This window comes from Streptomyces sp. NPDC001880 (assembly GCF_053594575.1).
In genome coordinates this window covers 198,439-215,892 of the sequence record NZ_JBSFET010000001.1, presented here as the reverse complement: position 1 = coordinate 215,892, position 17,454 = coordinate 198,439, and the positions used below count along the sequence as shown (strand labels likewise).

General features: G+C 71.1%; 14 protein-coding genes and 1 pseudogene. 9 read left to right on the top strand and 6 right to left on the bottom strand.

The genetic code is table 11. The annotated features are described in order from the left end of the window. Nucleotides 1–744 carry an enoyl-CoA hydratase family protein gene (locus ACWCQ6_RS01015; RefSeq protein WP_451084641.1) on the bottom strand — a complete coding sequence of 248 codons (744 nt, stop codon included), beginning with the start codon at nt 742–744 and terminating at the stop codon, nt 1–3. A 98-nt stretch (nt 745–842) separates the two neighbouring features. Between ACWCQ6_RS01015 and ACWCQ6_RS01010 the strand changes: the two genes are divergently transcribed. Next, on the top strand, nt 843–1,754 hold the full coding sequence (locus tag ACWCQ6_RS01010) for an SDR family oxidoreductase (RefSeq protein ID WP_451084640.1): 912 nt from the start codon (nt 843–845) through the stop codon (nt 1,752–1,754). Between the two features lie 222 nt (nt 1,755–1,976). On the opposite strand, the gene ACWCQ6_RS01005 is transcribed toward ACWCQ6_RS01010, so the two are convergent. Beyond that, nucleotides 1,977–2,894, bottom strand: a complete 918-nt coding sequence (locus tag ACWCQ6_RS01005; protein ID WP_451084737.1) for a hypothetical protein — start codon at nt 2,892–2,894, stop codon at nt 1,977–1,979. A 246-nt stretch (nt 2,895–3,140) separates the two neighbouring features. Between ACWCQ6_RS01005 and ACWCQ6_RS01000 the strand changes: the two genes are divergently transcribed. Then, a complete protein-coding gene (locus ACWCQ6_RS01000; protein WP_451084639.1) occupies nt 3,141–3,917 on the top strand; it encodes a S1 family peptidase in 777 nt (258 codons plus the stop codon). 24 nt (nt 3,918–3,941) lie between these two features. Here ACWCQ6_RS01000 and ACWCQ6_RS00995 read toward each other — a convergent pair whose 3' ends face one another. Continuing rightward, entirely contained in the window at nt 3,942–5,747 is a 1,806-nt protein-coding gene (locus ACWCQ6_RS00995; protein WP_451084638.1) for a glycoside hydrolase family 35 protein, read from the bottom strand. Between the two features lie 224 nt (nt 5,748–5,971). On the opposite strand from ACWCQ6_RS00995, the gene ACWCQ6_RS00990 reads away from it, so the two are divergent. Together ACWCQ6_RS00990 and ACWCQ6_RS00985 are read left to right on the top strand one after the other, a co-directional pair. Then, complete coding sequence (locus tag ACWCQ6_RS00990) at nt 5,972–6,865, top strand: helix-turn-helix domain-containing protein (RefSeq protein ID WP_451084637.1); 894 nt, start codon at nt 5,972–5,974, stop codon at nt 6,863–6,865. 25 nt (nt 6,866–6,890) lie between these two features. After that, nucleotides 6,891–7,217 carry a chorismate mutase gene (locus ACWCQ6_RS00985; RefSeq protein WP_451084636.1) on the top strand — a complete coding sequence of 109 codons (327 nt, stop codon included), beginning with the start codon at nt 6,891–6,893 and terminating at the stop codon, nt 7,215–7,217. Here ACWCQ6_RS00985 and ACWCQ6_RS00980 read toward each other — a convergent pair. Then, nucleotides 7,162–7,971 (bottom strand): hypothetical protein, encoded by an 810-nt coding sequence (locus ACWCQ6_RS00980; RefSeq protein ID WP_451084635.1) that lies wholly within the window; start codon nt 7,969–7,971, stop codon nt 7,162–7,164. The genes ACWCQ6_RS00985 and ACWCQ6_RS00980 overlap by 56 nt on opposite strands. Before the next feature lie 126 nt (nt 7,972–8,097). Between ACWCQ6_RS00980 and ACWCQ6_RS00975 the strand changes: the two genes are divergently transcribed. From ACWCQ6_RS00975 to ACWCQ6_RS00960, 4 genes are all read left to right on the top strand, one after another. Continuing rightward, nucleotides 8,098–8,835 (top strand): SMI1/KNR4 family protein, encoded by a 738-nt coding sequence (locus ACWCQ6_RS00975; RefSeq protein WP_451084634.1) that lies wholly within the window; start codon nt 8,098–8,100, stop codon nt 8,833–8,835. After that, nucleotides 8,823–11,327 carry an aminopeptidase N gene (gene pepN, locus ACWCQ6_RS00970; RefSeq protein WP_451084633.1) on the top strand — a complete coding sequence of 835 codons (2,505 nt, stop codon included), beginning with the start codon at nt 8,823–8,825 and terminating at the stop codon, nt 11,325–11,327. Before ACWCQ6_RS00975 ends, pepN begins: the two co-directional genes overlap by 13 nt. 231 nt (nt 11,328–11,558) lie before the next feature. Beyond that, entirely contained in the window at nt 11,559–12,962 is a 1,404-nt protein-coding gene (locus ACWCQ6_RS00965; RefSeq protein ID WP_451084632.1) for a pyridoxal phosphate-dependent decarboxylase family protein, read from the top strand. Next, nucleotides 12,959–14,377, top strand: coding sequence for a lysine N(6)-hydroxylase/L-ornithine N(5)-oxygenase family protein (locus ACWCQ6_RS00960; protein ID WP_451084631.1), 1,419 nt, complete (start codon nt 12,959–12,961; stop codon nt 14,375–14,377). The genes ACWCQ6_RS00965 and ACWCQ6_RS00960 overlap by 4 nt, the downstream gene beginning before the upstream one ends. Nucleotides 14,378–14,447: 70 nt before the next feature. Here the strand turns inward: ACWCQ6_RS00960 and ACWCQ6_RS00955 are convergent. Both ACWCQ6_RS00955 and ACWCQ6_RS00950 read right to left on the bottom strand, forming a co-directional pair. Then, nucleotides 14,448–14,669 (bottom strand): annotated as a pseudogene (locus ACWCQ6_RS00955) (transposase); the annotation flags it as partial. Nucleotides 14,670–14,799: 130 nt separating this feature from the next. Next, nucleotides 14,800–15,870: a methyltransferase gene (locus ACWCQ6_RS00950; RefSeq protein WP_451084630.1), complete on the bottom strand. Its 1,071-nt coding sequence runs from the start codon at nt 15,868–15,870 to the stop codon at nt 14,800–14,802. A gap of 326 nt (nt 15,871–16,196) precedes the next feature. Between ACWCQ6_RS00950 and ACWCQ6_RS00945 the strand changes: the two genes are divergently transcribed. Then, nucleotides 16,197–17,426: a cytochrome P450 gene (locus ACWCQ6_RS00945; RefSeq protein WP_451084629.1), complete on the top strand. Its 1,230-nt coding sequence runs from the start codon at nt 16,197–16,199 to the stop codon at nt 17,424–17,426. Nucleotides 17,427–17,454 lie beyond the last annotated feature (28 nt).

Here is a 17,454-nt window from a genome sequence, read left to right as displayed (position 1 = left end):
TCATTCCTCCTTGCCGAATGTGTCGCGTACCCGGTCGGCGACTCCGCTGAGATTGGCCTCGAAGGTGAAGCCCTGCTCGAAGCGGTAGCTGCGGCGTACGTCCACCGGGTCGATGCCGTTGATGGCGGCCTTGGCCAGCCGGATCAGATAGCCGTCCTTGCGGGCTATCTCGCCCGCCAGTTCCAGTGCCGCGCCGAGCAGTTCCGCGCGCGGTACGACCTTCCAGACCGAGCCGTGGACGTGCAGTTCGGCGGCGGTGGCGGTGCGCGAGGTGTAGTAGAGCGCGCGCATCAGATGCTGCGGAACGAGCCGGGCCAGATGGGTCGCCGCGCCGAGCGCGCCCCGGTCCAGCTCGGGCAGGCCGAACGTCGCGTCGTCGCTGGCCACGATCGCGTCAGCGTTGCCGACGAGACCGATGCCGCCGCCGAGGCAGAAGCCGTTCACCGCGGCGACGACCGGGACCTCGCACTCGTACACGGCGGCGAACGCCTCGTAGCAGCCCCGGTTGGCGCCGATCAGGGCCTCGTGCCCGGTGTCGCGCTGCATCTCCTTGATGTCGACTCCCGCGTTGAATCCGCGTCCGGCGGCGGCCAGCACGACGCAGCGGACCTCGGGGTCGCGGCCCGCCGCGCGGAGTGCGTCGGCGAGCTCGTACCAGCCCCGCACGGGAAGCGCGTTGACGGGCGGGTGGTCGACCGTGACGAGCCGGATGCCCTTGCCGGGACTTGCGGTGGAGACACCCATGAGCGAATCAGCTACCTTTCCACCAAACGTTTGTTAGGTGTGGAAGGTAGCAGCCTGCCCCCGCATCGCCAACAAGGAGACGAGTAGGGAGACGAGTGATGACTGGTCTGTGCGACGACCGCGTGGTGGCCGTGACGGGCGCGGGGCGCGGACTCGGCCGCGCCCATGCGCTCGCCTTCGCCGCCGAGGGCGCGAAGGTGGTCGTCAACGATCTGGGCGTCGGCCCCGGAGGCGACGGCGGCGGTGCCGGCCCTGCCCGGCAGGTGGCCGACGAGATCGCGGCCGCGGGCGGCGAGGCGGTTGTCCACACCGGCGACATCGCCACGGCCGAGGGGGCCGCGTCACTGGTCACGGCCGCGCTGGAGAACTTCGGGCGGCTGGACACCCTGGTCAACAACGCGGGATTCCTGCGCGACCGGATGCTGGTGAATCTGGACGAGGACGACTGGGACGCCGTGATGCGGGTCCATCTCAAGGGCCATTTCCTGCCGCTGAGGCACGCGGCCGCGCACTGGCGGGCCGAGGCGAAGGCGGGGCGCGCGCCGGCCGCCCGGGTGATCAACACCGGTTCCGGCGCGGGGCTGCTCGGCAGTGTCGGCCAGGGCAACTACTCCGCCGCGAAGGCCGGGATCGTCGGCCTGACCCTGGTCGCCGCCGCGGAGCTGGGCCGGTACGGCATCCAGGTCAACGCGATCGCCCCGGCGGCCCGGACCCGGATGACCGAGCAGACCTTCGCGCAGGCGATGGCGGCACCGGGGGAGGGCGCGTTCGACGCGATGGCCCCGGGGAACGTCTCCCCGCTGGTGGTGTGGCTCGGCTCGGCCGCGAGCGACGGGGTGAGCGGGCGGGTCTTCGAGGTGGAAGCGGGCCGGATCACGGTCATGGAGGGCTGGCGGCCCGGCCCCACCGCGGACCGGGGCGCGCGATGGGAGCCGGCGGAGGCGGGGGAGGCGGTACGGAAGCTGCTGGCGCAGGCGGAGCCGGCGCGGCCGGTGTACGGGGCGGGGTAGGGCGTGTTTCGCCCTGGGGCGCCGCCGGCCGCCGTGCACCCGGGTGTCGGCCGCCGTTCGCCCTGCGGGTGCTCGGGTGCTCGGGTCCCCGGCCCCGCCCCGCCGTCTGTCGCGTCTTACGCGGACAGCGGGCGATGATGCCTCCCGCACAACGGACTGACCAGGACGAAAGGGCCCTGCTCCGTGCGCCGTTACGGGAGACGGCGCAGCGCCCGCCCCCGTTCAGGTCTCGCAGTCCAGGACCGTACGGCACAGCCCGCAGCGAGCCCGCACCCGTCCGCGCACCGGTACACGGATGCGCTGGTGGCAGACAGGGCAGGCGAAGGAGACCCGGAGCCCCTGCGGGCCGCTTGCGAAGGCGTACGGGACATCGGGGGCCGTGGTCGTGTCCGGGTGGTCCCGGGCGCGCCGCCGGTCCCTGGCGTAACGGCGGCGGCCCGCCCGGCCGGCGGCCGCGAGGGGTGGCTGCCGGACGTCCTGGAGCGCCCGCGCGCGCCCCTTCTCGTACGCCGTGTACGCCTGCGGGCTGGTGAACCACGGCGACGGGTCCTCGTCGAAGGCCAGCGCCCGCTTGGCGAGGACGTATCCGAACTCCTCCGGGGTGAGATAGCCGAGCTTCTGGCTGGAGACCTCGTCCTCGCGGAAGGCGTCGAGCAGCAGCCAGCCCGCGCCCAGGTACGTGGTCACGGTGTCGGTGAGGATCTCGTTGTCCCGCGTACCGGGGAACTCCAGGCCCAGGCGGTGCAGCAGCACATGGGTGACCTCGTGCGAGAGCGCGGCGCCGATGTCCCTGCGGTGGGTGCGGAAGCGGTCGTTGAGTTCGACGAAGTACTCCGGCCCCGCGGCCAGTTCGACACCGGCGGCGTGTTCCATCGCCCGGAAGCCGACGATCACGCGGGCGTCCGGCAGGTGCAGATGCTGGACCACCGCCCGCGCCACCCGCTGGGCGCCGAGATGGAGATCGTCCTGGTCGAGGAAGGCGGCGTCGACGGGCGCGAGGCTCGTCGCGTAACCGCGGACACCGTCGTACGAGAGCCGCCGGTACAGCGCCGTGATCGCGGACCGGACCGTGTCGAGGTGCGGGAAACCGTGGACCACCGGGCTGCCGGTGCCCCGGCCGTCGTTCCGGCTGTCGTCCACCACGTCCCACCCCCTGTCCGCGAGGCTCGACCGGAATTCACTGTAGCCGTAACACCGTGGGTGATCTTGGCCGGAAAGTGATCCTTGTGGCGGTCGTGATCATTTCCCGATAATCCGAACCACGCCTTTGTCGGGGTCATGACCATCGGTGCGGTGCTGTGCCGCCCCCGGTCAGAACCCGGCCCGGGCGCAGGCACTCCCCACAAGCACCCCCCACAAGCACCCCCCACGAAAGAAGGCAGTCTCTTGAAGCAGCTTCTGCGTGCCGTGAAGAGATGTTCCGTCATAGCCGCCGTCGTCCTCGCGGCCGTCAGCCTCCAGCCCGCCGGGGCCTCAGCGGCACCCCAGCCGGTCGTCGGCGGAACCCGCGCCGCCCAGGGCGAATTCCCGTTCATGGTCCGGCTGTCCATGGGCTGCGGCGGCGCCCTCTACGCCAAGGACATCGTCCTCACCGCCGCCCACTGCGTGAACGGCTCGGGCAACAACACCTCCATCACCGCCACCGCGGGCGTCGTCGACCTGCAGTCCTCCAGCGCGATCAAGGTCAAGTCCACCAAGGTCCTCCAGGCCCCCGGCTACAACGGCGCGGGCAAGGACTGGGCACTCATCAAGCTCGCCAAGCCCATCGACCTGCCGACCCTGAAGATCGCCACCACCACCGCGTACAACAACGGCGACTTCACCGTCGCCGGCTGGGGCGCGGCCACCGAGGGCGGCGCCCAGCAGCGCTACCTCCTCAAGGCCACCGTGCCGTTCGTCTCCGACGCCGAATGCCAGGCCGCGTACGGCAGCGACCTCATCCCCGGTGACGAGATCTGCGCCGGGCTGATCGACACCGGCGGCGTCGACACCTGCCAGGGCGACTCCGGCGGCCCCATGTTCCGCAAGGACAACGCCGGAGCCTGGATCCAGGTGGGCATCGTCAGCTGGGGCCAGGGCTGCGCCCGGCCCGGCTACCCCGGCGTGTACAGCGAGGTCTCGACGTTCGCCGCCAAGATCGCGTCCGCGGCGGCCACGCTCTGACCCCGGCCCCGGCCGGTTCCTGAGTCACACCTGAACATCCCCGGGGGTGCCCGTCCGGACGGGCACCCCCGGGCCCAGCTCCGCATACGGCGCGCCCGCGCCCTCCAGCTCCAGCACCCACACCTCGTTGACGCCCTCCCGCAGCACCGGCCCCGGCACGTACAGCGTCCGCTGCGCGCCCACCGACCAGTAACGGCCCAGCCCGAAGCCGTTCACCCACACGAAGCCGCGCGTCCAGCCCGGCAGTTCGAGCCCCGCGTGCCCCGTGCCCTCCACCTCGGCGACCTCGAACGTCCCCCTGAACAGCCCGGTCTCCCCGGCCCCCTCGGCACTGCAGAACGCCACCTTCGCCACCGCGTCCGGCTCCTCGAACGCGTCGAGACGCAGCGCCCGCGCCCGCACCCCGTGCAGATACTGCCGCTCGTGCCGCACCCCGCCCGTGATCCCCTTGGGCTCACCGAGCCGCGGCCCGTAATTGACACGGCCCAGCGACTCCACCCACAGCTCGACCTCCGCGGGCCCGGCCACCGGCTCGTCCAGGGTGCTGTCCTCCTCGGTCAGCACACCCTCCCGGACCCCGTTCACATACACCACGGCCCGGTCCCGGAGCCCCGCCGCACTCAGCTCGTAGGGCCGGCGCGGACCGGGCACAGCCACCCGGTAGCGCACCAGACCCCGGCCGACCCCCAGCTCCTCGAACGTCGGCGGCACACCGGACGGCGCCGTCTCCTCGTCGCCCAGCGCCTTCAGCACGGCATCCAGCGGCGCCCACTCCGTCAGCTCGGCCCGCACCGGAACCGCAAGCCCGACGGGCTCCGGCGGAAGCTCCGGAAGCGGCTCCGGCGCGTACTCGGCGAGCACCTCGCGGAACAGCCGGAACTTCTCCGTGGGACGGCCGTACTCGTCGATCGGCGCGTCGTAGTCGTACGAGGTCACCGTCGGCAGGAAGTCCTGATCCTGGACCGGGCCGGACCGGTTCGCCCCCGCCCATCCGGCGAAGTTCGTCCCCCCGTGCGCCATGTAGATGTTCACCGACGCCCCGCACTCCAGGATCTCCCGCAGCGCTTCGGCGGCCTGTGCGGGCCTGTGCACGACCGGCTCGGCACCCCAGTGCTCGAACCACCCGCACCAGAACTCCATGCACATCAGCGGGCCCTTCGGCTGGTGGCGGCGCAGCACCTCGAACGCCTCGCGCGCACCCGAGCCGAAGTTCGCCGTGGCCAGCAGCCCCGGCACGGAACCGCCCGTGAGCATGTGGTCCTCCGGCCCGTCGGAGGTGAACAGCGGCACAGTCACCCCGCGCTCACGCAACATCCCGGCCACCCGCCGGAGGTACACGTGATCGGAACCGAAACTCCCGTACTCGTTCTCCGCCTGGACCATGATCACCGGCCCGCCGCGGCTGATCTGCCGCTGCACCACCTGCGGCAGCAGCGCCGTGAACCACCGCTCCACGGCACCCAGGTACTCCGCGTCACGCGACCGCACCCGCCGGCCGCACCGCCCCGTCACCCAGGCCGGCAGACCACCGTTCTCCCACTCGGCACAGATGTACGGCCCCGGGCGGACGATCGCCCACAGCCCGGCCCGCTGCGCCGCGTCCAGGAACCGGCCGAGCGCCGCCACGTCCAGGAACCGGCCCGGCCGCGGCTCGTGCAGATTCCACGGCACATACGTCTCGACACAGTTCAGACCCATGGCACGCAGCATCGACAACCGGTGATCCCACTGCGCCTCGTGCACCCGGAAGTAATGCAGGGCCCCCGACAGCAGCCGTACGGGCTTCCCGTCGAGCCGGAAGTGGTCGTCCCCCACGGTGAAGTCAGCCATCGCGCTCGTACTCTCCTGTGCGTGCGGTCCCCGGAGCCGCACCGCCCCGGGCCCGTACGACGGCACGCACCACGGAGCGGGCGAACCCGGGAGGAATCTCGCGTCCCAGCTTCGCCCCCTGGCGTCCTGCCGGTCCATGGACAAAGATCACTGCTGTTTGGACACAACTGTTCGGATCGACGCGGGAAAGGATCGACGCGGGAAAGGGGGAGGAAGGAAGGCCGATGTACCACACCTGGATGCGTTTCTTCACCCCAAGCCCGCTCCACCACCGGCTGGGCCTGGTCTGCCTGGGCGTGGGACTCCAGCACGGCGCGCTGCCCACCGTCGGCCCGCGCACCCTGGACCACCATGTGGCCGTCGTCATCAGCTCCGGCAGCGGCTGGTTCACCGGGCCCGACGGCCGCCGGATCCCCGTCACCACGCCCAGCCTGATCTGGCTCACACCCGGCACCCCGCACCACTACGGCGCCGACCCCGGCACCGGCTGGGACGAGAGCTTCGTCGACTTCACCGGCCCCGCCACCGCCACCTACACCGAACTCGGCTACATCGAGCCCGACCGCCCGCTCGTCCCGCTCGCCGACACGGCCGGCCCACGCGCCGCGATCGGACGGATGGTGCGTGCGGCACGGCGCGGCAACCCGCTCCTGGAGGTCGAGACCGGCGCCGCCGTCCACGAACTCCTCGTCGCCCTGCGCCGGGCCCGCGCCGATGTCAGCCCCGACGGCGACCCCGTCCTGCAGGCCCTCGCCCGGGACGCCTTCCAGCCGCTGTCCGTCGCCGAGCACGCCGCCCGGCACGGCATGACACCCGCCGAGCTGCGTACGGCGGTACGGCGGGGCGCCGGGTGCAGCCCCAAGGACTACCTCCTGGGCATCCGGCTCGGCCGCGCCAAGGAACTCCTCGCCGCCACGGAGCTGCCGGTCGCCGCCGTCGCCCGACGCGTCGGCTACGACGACCCGGCGTACTTCTCCCGCCTCTTCGCCCGCCGGGTCGGCACCGCCCCGGTCCGCTTCCGCGAACAGCAGGGCCGCAACGTACCGGGCGGCTGGAGCGACCAGGTCCCCGACCCCGAGAACCCACCGACGATCACCCCGCCGGGCCCGGCCGTCTGAGACCGGCCGTCTAAGCTCGCTGACCATGACCACGAGGGACATCGACGAGTCCGCCAATGCGGAACTGAACCGGCTGCGCGAGAGCATCGACAACATTGACGCCGCTGTTGTCCATATGCTCGCCGAGCGCTTCAAGTGCACCCAGCAGGTCGGCCACCTCAAGGCCGCCCACCAGCTCCCCCCGGCCGACCCGGCCCGCGAGAGCAGGCAGATCGCCCGGCTGCGTCAGCTGGCGGAGAGCGCACACCTGGACCCGGCCTTCGCCGAGAAGCTGCTGAACTTCATCGTCGCGGAGGTCATCCGCCATCACGAACGGATCGCGGAGGAATCGGCGACGAACGGGGAGGCGTGAGCCCCGGGGACGGAGCACCCACCGGCCCGCGCGGCCTGCGCCTCCACCACACCACCCAGGCACTCACCAGCAGCCCGAGCCCCGTGGTCGCCACGACCAGCCCGGCCGACGCCGACTCGTTGACATGATCGCCACTGCCCTCAGGCGCCGGCAGCCCGGCAGCCGCGTAGTGGGGGAGGACCAGAAGGCCCGCTCCCACCAGGGCCGGCACCGCCCAGCCGAACCGCTCACGGCGCGAGGACCGGACGGACACCAGGGCACCCACGGCCAGCAGTACCGCACAGCCGAACGCCGGCAGCACCGTGCACATCAGCCACTCGGACAGCAACGGCCGCCAGTACCACTCCGATTCCGGCCTCGGCCCGTCGAAGTAGTACAGGGTCCGAGGCTGCGGCTCACCCATGAAGTCCCGGACGGTCCCCGGCACCAGACCACCCAGCAGCCCTCCCGAGAAAACGAGACCCGCGAACCGCGCCGCCGCGACCCCGCCGCCCTCCCGCCACCAGGCCACCGGGACGACCCGGAGCACCACCACGGCACACCAACCCGCCAGCAGCCCCAGGAACACGCCCTTGACCGCTCCGTAACCGATCGGAGTCCAGACGTTCCAGGGGTAGTTCTCCAAAAGCGCCGCCCGCCGAATCCCCACCAGACACCAGGCGACCGCACCCGCCGCCACACCCCACGGCACCAACCCCGTGGCGCCCCGCCGCCCACTCCGCCCCGCCATCGCTCCGACCACAACCCACCTCATCGCTCCGGCACCCCCACCCACCACGAGGTCGCAGCCCCGTCGCAACGCGGGACGCGACAGCCGCACCCACGGTTGCAACAGGCCGGGCAGGCCCACGCTGTCAGTGACCCCGCGTACAGTCCGGCCATGCCGGACACAGAAATCAACAAGCCCACGCCCGAGCCCCGTTCCGCCGTCCATCCATGGCGCGAACTGCTCCAACGCTGGAGCGACGAATGGCTCGACCCCGTCCTGCACGAACAGGAGAGACACCAACCCTTCCCGGACGAGGTACGCGCGGCCCGTTGGCTGGGCGGACCGGGCGCGACGCGCCGGGAACTCGCCGGACTCGAGGAACGCCTGGGCGTCGGACTCCCGCCGAGCTACCGGGAGTTCCTGCGGACCAGCGACGGGTGGCTCGACACGACCACCTGGATCGGGAGGCTCCTGCCCGCCCGGGAAGTGGGCTGGGTCAGAGACCTCGATCCCGAACTGATCGAGGGCTGGACCGGTGACGGGGAACCGGATGACGTTCCCGACGAGGAGTACTTCGTCTACGGCGCCGAGCAGGAGTGCTGGGCCATCCGGACCGAATACCTGCGCGGCATGCTCAAGATCAGCCACACCCCCGGAGCAGGAGACGTATACCTGCTCAACCCCCGGATCGTCACACCCGACGGAGAATGGGAGGCCTGGTACCTCGCCCACTGGCTGCCCGGAGCCGTCCGCTACCGGTCCTTCTGGGACCTCATGAACGACGAGTACCGCAACTTCCGCGGCGACCGGAAACAGGCGCCCCCTCCGACCCCATACCACTCAGCCGTGGGAGAACCCGCCTGCGGCACGCCCGCCACGTACGGCAGCATGAGCGCATGTCCGTACTGACGCGCGACGAAGCGCAGACCCGAGCCCAGTTCCTCGACATACACCGGTACACGATCGACCTCGATCTGACCACGGGGGAGGAGACCTTCGACTCCCGCACCGTCATCCAGTTCACCGCAGCCGCGGCAGGAGACACCTTCGTCGAACTCAAACCGGCCACCCTGCGCTCGATCAGCCTCGACGGACAGCCCCTCGACCCCGCCGGCCTCGTCGAAAACCGCTTCCCGCTCACCGGACTCACCGCCGGCACCCACGAGCTGCGCATCGACGCCGCCATGAGCTACTCCCGCACCGGCGAAGGCATGCACCGCTTCACCGACCCGACCGACGGCGAGACATACGCCTACACCCAGCTCTCCATGGAAGACGTCCAGCGCGTCTTCGCCGCGTTCGACCAGCCCGACCTCAAATCCGTCTTCGAAGTCACCGTCACCGCCCCCGAAGGCTGGACCGTCCTCGGCAACGGCATCGCCGAACACCGCGGCGACGGCCACTGGACCCTGGCCGCCACCCCGCCGATCTCCACCTACCTCGTCGCCGTCGCCGCCGGCCCCTGGCACTCCGTGACCACCGAACACGCCGGACTGCCCTTCGGCATCCACTGCCGCCGCTCACTGGCCCCCCACCTCGACGCCGACGCCGACGAGATCCTCGACATCACCCGGGCCTGCTTCGACCGCTTCCACGAGAAATTCGACGAGCCCTACCCCTTCGACTCCTACGACCAGGCCTTCGTACCCGAGTTCAACGTCGGCGCCATGGAGAACCCCGGCCTCGTCACCTTCCGCGACGAGTTCGTCTACCGCTCCGCCGTCACCGACACCGAACGCCAGACCCGCGGCATGGTCATCGCCCACGAAATGGCCCACATGTGGTTCGGCGACCTCGTCACCCTCGCCTGGTGGGACGACATCTGGCTCAACGAGTCCTTCGCCGAGTACATGGGCTACCAGATCCTCGCCGAAGCCACCCGCTTCACCGACACCTGGGTCGACTTCGGCGTCGCCCGCAAGGGCTGGGGCTACGACGCCGACCAGCGCCCCTCCACCCACCCCGTCGCACCCGACCCGCACGCCGTCCCCGACACCGCTTCCGCGATGCTCAACTTCGACGGCATCTCCTACGCCAAGGGCGCATCCGTCCTCCGCCAACTCGTCGCCTGGCTCGGCGAGAAAGACTTCCTGGCCGGCATCAACACCCACTTCGCCCGCCACAAATTCGCCAACGCCACCCTCGCCGACTTCATCGACAACCTCGCATCCGCCACCGACCGCGACGTCCACGCCTGGGCCGACGCCTGGCTGCGCACCACCGGAGTCGACACCCTCACCTCCCGCATCGAGGAAGCCGACAACACCTGGACCCTCGGCGTCGACCACAACGGCAGCCGCCCCCACCGCATCGCCATCGGCGCCTACGACCACGCCCCGGACCCCCACACCGGCACCGACCGGCTCGTCCTGCGCGAACGCTACGAGATCGACATCCCCCTGGACGGCACACCCGATACACGCCCCGGCCGCCGCCCCGCACTCCTCGTCCTCAACGACGGCGACCTCAGCTACACCAAGATCCGCCTCGACACCCAGTCCTGGGAAACCGTCCTCACCAGCCTCTCCAGCATCCCCGACGCCCTGACCCGCGCCGTCGTCTGGAACACCGCCCGCGACATGGTCCGCGACGGCGAACTCGCCCCCACCACCTACCTCGAAGCGGCCCGCACCCACCTCCCGCTCGAAACCGACCTCGCCCTCGCCCAGGGCGTACTCGCCTTCGCCGGCACCCACATCGCCCGCCGCTACCTCACCCCCGAACACCGCCCCGCCGCCCTCACCACCCTCACCGCCCTGTGCCGCGACCTCATCCGCCGCACCGAGGACGGCCACAACCCCGGCCTCCGCCTCATCGCCGTACGCCACCTCATCGACGCCGCCACCCAGCCCGACACCATCCAGGACTGGCTCACCAACGGCACCGTCCCCGGCGGACCCGAACTCGACCCCGAACTGCGCTGGCGCATCCTCACCCGCCTCGCCGCCCTCGGCGCCACCGACGAACCCACCATCGCCGCCGAACTCGCACAAGACCCCAGCGCCACCGGCCAGGAAGGCGCCGCCCGCTGCCGCGCCGCCCTCCCCACCCCCGAGGCCAAGGCCACCGCCTGGAACGCCCTGTTCAACGACGACAGCCTCTCCAACTACCTCTTCACCGCCACCGCCCAAGGCTTCTGGCAACCCGAACAGGCCGACCTCACCAGCCAATACATCCCCCGCTTCTACCCCGAGGCCACCCGCCTAGCCGCCCGCCGGGGCCCCGCCATCGCCGACGCCGCAGGACGCCACGCCTTCCCCACCTACGCCGTGGACACCGACAACCTCCACCTCGGCGAACAGACCCTCGACAACCAGACACTCACCCCCTCCCTGCACCGCATGCTCACCGACCAGATCGACGACCTGCGCCGCGCCCTCCACGTACGCAACGCCCACTGACCCACACCCCCGCACCACCTGTGCCCGGCGCCACCCCACCACGAGGGACGCCGGGCACACCCATGTCCACCACCGCACCCCATACCACCGGAACTCACTCCAACACCCCCCACCCCACCACCCATCCCCCTTTCGAGTTCACATCACCCGGCTCCCCAGCCACGCCCCCCGAAACCCGGACAAGCTGGCACGTCCACCCATGCCCGCGCGCACCCGAAGGCCCCCACCACGATGCCCACCCCACCCCCACCCCTCGCCGGAACCACCACCGGCCCCGCCGCCCTGCGCCCCCTCATCGAAACCGTCCTCACCGCACTCCACGACGGAGCCAACCGACGCGACGGCCCCCTCCCCGCAGGCGGCCCCGACGCCGTCACCCCACAGACGCGCACCGCCACCCACCCCCTCATCCCCGACCACGGAACCGGCCCCCACAACGCCCTGCGCACCCTCGTCACCGCCCTCACCGAAGGCGCCGCAGACCCCGCAGACCCCCTGTGCACCGCCCACCTCCACACCCCACCCCTCGCCCTCGCCACCGCAGCGGACCTCGCCGCCTCCGCACTCAACCCCTCCATGGACTCCTGGGACCAAGCACCCGCCGCCTCCGCCCTCGAAGCCGACACCACCGCCGCACTCGCCGCCGAGATCTACCCCCACCACCCCGCACCCGACGCACTCATCACCACCGGCGGCACCGAAGCCAACCAACTCGCCCTCCTCCTCGCCCGCGAACGCAACGGCCCCGTACAGACCATCTGCGCCACCAACGCCCACCACAGCATCACCCGCGCCGCCTGGCTCCTCGGCCTCCCCACACCCGACGTCATCCCCGCCCCCACCGGCGTCATGGACCTCACCGCACTCCACGAAGCCCTCACCCGACACAACCACCCCCTCCTCGTCACCGCCACCGCCGGCACCACCGACACCGGCCAGATCGACCCACTCGCCGACATCGCCGACCTCTGCGCCACCCACGGCGCCGAACTCCACATCGACGCCGCCTACGGCGGCCCCCTCCTCTTCAGCCCCACCCACCGAAGCAAGCTCCACGGCCTCGACCGCGCCCACAGCGTCACCCTCGACCTGCACAAACTCGGCTGGCAACCCGCCCCCGCAAGCATCCTCGCCGTCCCCCACCGCCACCACCTCGACCCACTCCACCACCACGCCCCCTACCTCAACGCCGACGACGACACCGAAGCCGGCCTCCCCGACCTCCTCGGCCGCTCCCTGCGCACCACCCGACGCCCCGACGCCCTCAAGATCGCCGTCACCCTCCAAGCACTCGGCCGCACCGGAATCGCCGACCTCCTCGACCGCACCCTCGCCACCGCCCACCACCTCGCCGACCTCATCGCCGAAACCCCCACACTCGACCTCTACGACCGCCCCACCATCAGCACCGTCCTCTTCCGCCCCACCGACGCCGACGACACCACCGTCGCCACCATCCGCCGCACCCTCCTCACCCGCGGCCAAGCCGTACTCGGCCGCGCCCACACCGGCGACCGCCTCTGGCTCAAAGCCACCCTCCTCAACCCCCACACCACCCCCGACCATCTCCAAACACTCCTCGACCTCGTCAACCGACTCACCAACGACCTCGCGGAAGGCAACACCCCCCGATGACCGACCTGCCCACCCCCGACACCGACCAGCCACACGACCTCATCGGCATCGGCATCGGCCCCTTCAACCTCTCCCTCGCCGCCCTCGCCCACGGCATCCCCGCCAACCCCCACCCCCTCAACACCGCCTTCTACGAACAACGCCCCGCCTTCCACTGGCACCCCGGCCTCCTCATCGACGGAGCCAGCCTCCAAGTCCCCTTCCTCGCCGACCTCGTCACCCTCGCCGACCCCGCCAACCCCTGGACCTTCCTCAACTACCTACGCAGCCGCGACCGACTCTTCCCCTTCTACTTCGCCGAACGCTTCCACATCCAACGCGCCGAATACGACGCCTACTGCCGCTGGGTCACCGACCAACTCCCCAGCCTCCACTTCAGCCACCAGGTCGACGCCGTCCGCTGGAACAACCAACGCGAACTCTTCGAAATCGACTTCACCCAACTCGACAACGAAGGCGAAGCCGAAGCACTCGGCCGCGCCCACACCCGCAACATCGCCCTCGGCATCGGCACCGAACCCCACATCCCCGAACCCCTCAAACCCCTCACCGAAGCCGAGAACGTCCCCGTCATCCACTCCGCCGACTACCTCCACCACCGACAAGAACTCCTCCAAGCCCCACACATCACCGTCATCGGCTCCGGACAATCCGGCGCCGAAATCTTCCTCGACCTCCTGCGCGCCCGCCCCACAGGCCACGAAAACCTCCACTGGCTCGCCCGCACCCAGGCCTTCGCACCCATGGAGTACTCAAAACTCGGCCTCGAACACTTCACCCCCGACTACAGCCGCTACTTCCACGCCCTCCCCGAATCCGTACGCGACGAACTCGTCCCCCACCAATGGCAGCTCCACAAAGGCATCGACACCGACACCATCGCCGCCATCCACGACGAGCTCTACCGCCGCACCCTCCACGGCGGCTGGCCCGACACCACCCTCACCCCCGGCGTCACCGTACGCACCGCAGGACGCACGGCCAACACCCGCATCGAACTCCACCTCGAACACACCCAGCAGAACACCCGCACCCGAATCACCACCGACGCCGTCGTCCTCGCCACCGGCTACCGAGAACGCTCCCTCGACCGCATCCTCACCGGCCTCGACCCCTACATGCGCCGCGACGCCTCCCAACGCCCACACATCGACGACCGGTTCCGCCTCGTCCTCGACCCCACCGTCACCGGCAACATCTATGTACAGAACGCCGAACGCCACACCCACGGCGTCGGCGCCCCCGACCTCGGACTCGCCGCCTGGCGCAGCGCCACCATCCTCAACGACCTCACCGGCACCAACCCCTACCCCCTCCCCGAACGCACCGCCTTCACCACCTTCGGCCTCACCCCCCAGCACCCCCGCATCCCCACCCAAGAACCCGACCTCATCCCCCTCGCCCAGAACACCTGACACCCACCACACACAGAAGGCGGCCGCCCCCTCCCGAAAGAGAAGACGGCCGCCCACCACAACAGGGAGCGCCGCGTGCCTCCAGGGCGGCCCGGAGCCGGGGGTCCGGGCCGTAGGCTGCGCCGCCGGTCACCCAGGAGGCTGTGATCCCGGCGTCCAGCGCGGCTTCGATCATTTCCGCAGCCAGCCGTGGCTCGGTGGCGAACCGCACCGTCTCGGGTATCCCTGCCGCGGTGCGGCGCTCGGGAACGTCGGCCCCGGAGTGTCCGGGGAGGCACAGGCGCCGGTCGAGGTCAGTGACCTCCTCCACCCCGATCGAGCTGTCCCCGGCTCGGAATCCAGCGCGCCGCCCGCATCCTGGCCGAGACCGGCACGCCCGCGGTCGCTTCGCCGACGCACGCGGCCTCGCGCCGACGGCCCGATCAGTCCGGACATCCGCTCTCGAAGGCGTGGTGCCCGTCGGACAGACGCGTGACGGAGAGCGGTTCGAGTCCGGCGGCAGTGTGCAGTTGCCAGATGTCGTCGGCGGTCCGGAACCCGCGGACCTCCTTTCCGCCGAGCACCATCTGGTAGAGGGCATGGGCTCCGTCCGACTCCCGGTCGAGCAGGGGCTCCAGCACGATCAGCCTCGGCCGCGGTCCTGTGCGGGCAAAGGCGTGCGCGGTGCGGGACATGGCCCGCCGTACCGCGGTGAGGATGCGTGTTCCCTGCTCGGGCGACCAGTCGTGCAGCACGTTCTTGAGCAGGTAGAGCCCGCCGCCCTCGGGCACTTCCTCGAAGATGTCCGCCGGCTGGAAGCGGATCCGGTCGGCAAGCGAACGGTCCGGGGCCTTCGCCAGGCGGGCCGCCGCCCGGGCACAGACGCCCGGCCGGTCGACACAGATCCCTTCGAGGCCCGGGTCGCGGGCCAGGAGCGACATGAGCAGCGTGCCGTTCCCGCCGCCGACATCGATCAGCCGCCCCGGCGCGGAGAAGGAGAACTGTTCGGCGAACGCCGCGGCCGTCGGTCGCGCCAGCTCCGCCATCGCGGCGTCGAAGACCTGCTCCGTCTCCGGTGTCCGGCCGAGGTACGCGTACAGCGGCACGCCGAAGACTTCCTCGAACCCGGAGCGCCCGGTCATGACCGTGCCGAGCAGCCCGGAGAAGGCGTCGTCGTAGGTCTCGGCCAGCAGGATGCAGTGGTGACGCAGGGACCGGGGATGGTCGCTGCGCAGGGCGGCGTGGCTCTCCGCCAGCCGGAACCGCCCGTCCCCCTCGCGCACGAAGACTCCCCGCATGGCCAGGGCCTGAAGGAGGCGAAGCATCACCTCCGGGTCGCTGCCGGTCCGTCCCGCGATGACGTCGGACGTCATGGAGGCGCCGTCGAGGATGTCCGCGATCCCCAGCCTGGCCGCCACGGCCAGAGCGCGCGAGAAGCATCCGCCCGCGGCGATCTCCAGGAGCCCCCCGCCTCCATGTGCGTCCTCCCCCTGACGACGCGCGTCCGTGTCCACGGCCCGCCCTCCTTCTGCTCTTCTTCCCGCTCTTCTTCCCGCCCGGCGGCCTCGGCCGTGCGGTACACGGAACAACGAGGCGGCGGGACGGCCAGAACGGCTCCGGCCCCCGCATGTCCGGCGCACACAGGAGCGCCGTGTACCCCGTATGCGTGAACCTGCACGGTCAGGGGCGATACGGGCCACCCGGGGCGGCAGGCTGGCGATCAGGCCTGCTCCGCCGTCAGCACGTCGGCCGGGCACGCCGCGCCCGCACGAGGCGGCGCCGAGCGCCGGCCCGTACGCGACCGCCTCGCCGTGCACGGGCCGAAGAAGTGAGGAACAACGTGACAGCCACCGCCGGATCGTCCCCAACGGCCTTCCCGGCCCCGAGCTACCCGATGGAACGCACCTGCCCCTACGCCATGCCCGCCGGATACGGACCACTGCGCGAGCACCGTCCGCTGTCCCGTGTGTCCCTCTACGACGGACGGAGCGTCTGGCTCGTCTCCGGAAGCGACGTGGGTCGGGCACTGCTCCGCGACCCGCGGATCTCCTGCGACACGGCGCATCCCACGTTCCCCTGCCTCACCGAGAGCATGGCCTCACGACAGGTGCCCGGCCTCCCGCTGATCGGCGCGGACGACCCCCTCCACGCCCGCCAGCGCAGGTGGGTCTCGTCCGCCTTCGGCCTCCGCCGGATCGCCGCCCGGCGCCCGGCCATCGAGCAGACCGCCGCACGGCTGGTCGACGCCATGCTCGCCGCGGGCGACCGGGCGGATCTGGTCCGCGCCTACACGATGCCCCTGGCCTCCGACACGACATTCGCCCTGCTGGGGATGCCGCACCAGGACCGCCCGCACGTCGACGCGCTGATCACACGCCTCCTCTCGCCGGTCGACGAGGAGGACGGCTGCACCCCGGAAGAATTGCTCGCCCAACTCCTGGACTACCTCAAGGGGCTGCTCACCGACCGGCAACGCGCCCCCGGCGACGACCTGATCGACGACCTCGTCGCCGCCCACCGCCCCCTGACCCGGCAGGACCTCGACACGCTGGCAATGACGTGCGTCGTTCTGATGTCCGGAGGGAACGAAACCACCTCCACCACCCTCTCCACCGCCGTCCTCGCCCTGCTCGACCACCCCGCCCAGCTCGACCGGCTGCGCCGGGACCCCTCGCTGATGCCCGGCGCCGTCGAGGAACTGCTGCGGATCAGCTCCGTCACGGACGCGCTCCCCCGTGTGGCGGCCGAGGACATCGACATCGCCGGGCACACCATCGAGGAAGGCGACGGCGTCGTCTTCTCGACCATGCTGATGAACCGGGACCCGGACCTCTGGGACAACCCCGACACGTTCGACGTCCACCGCAGGGCCGGCCGCCACGTCGCCTTCGGCTACGGCATCCACCAATGCGTCGGCCAGAACCTGGCCCGTGCCGAAATGGACATCGCCCTCACCACCCTCCTGCGCCGCATCCCGACGATCCGCCTGGACGTCCCCTCGCAGCAGGTCCGCGGCGTCGCGGTCCACGTCCAGCTCGGCGGCGTGGCCGAACTACCGGTCACCTGGTGACCGGGAAATGAGCGTCGGTACCGGCGCC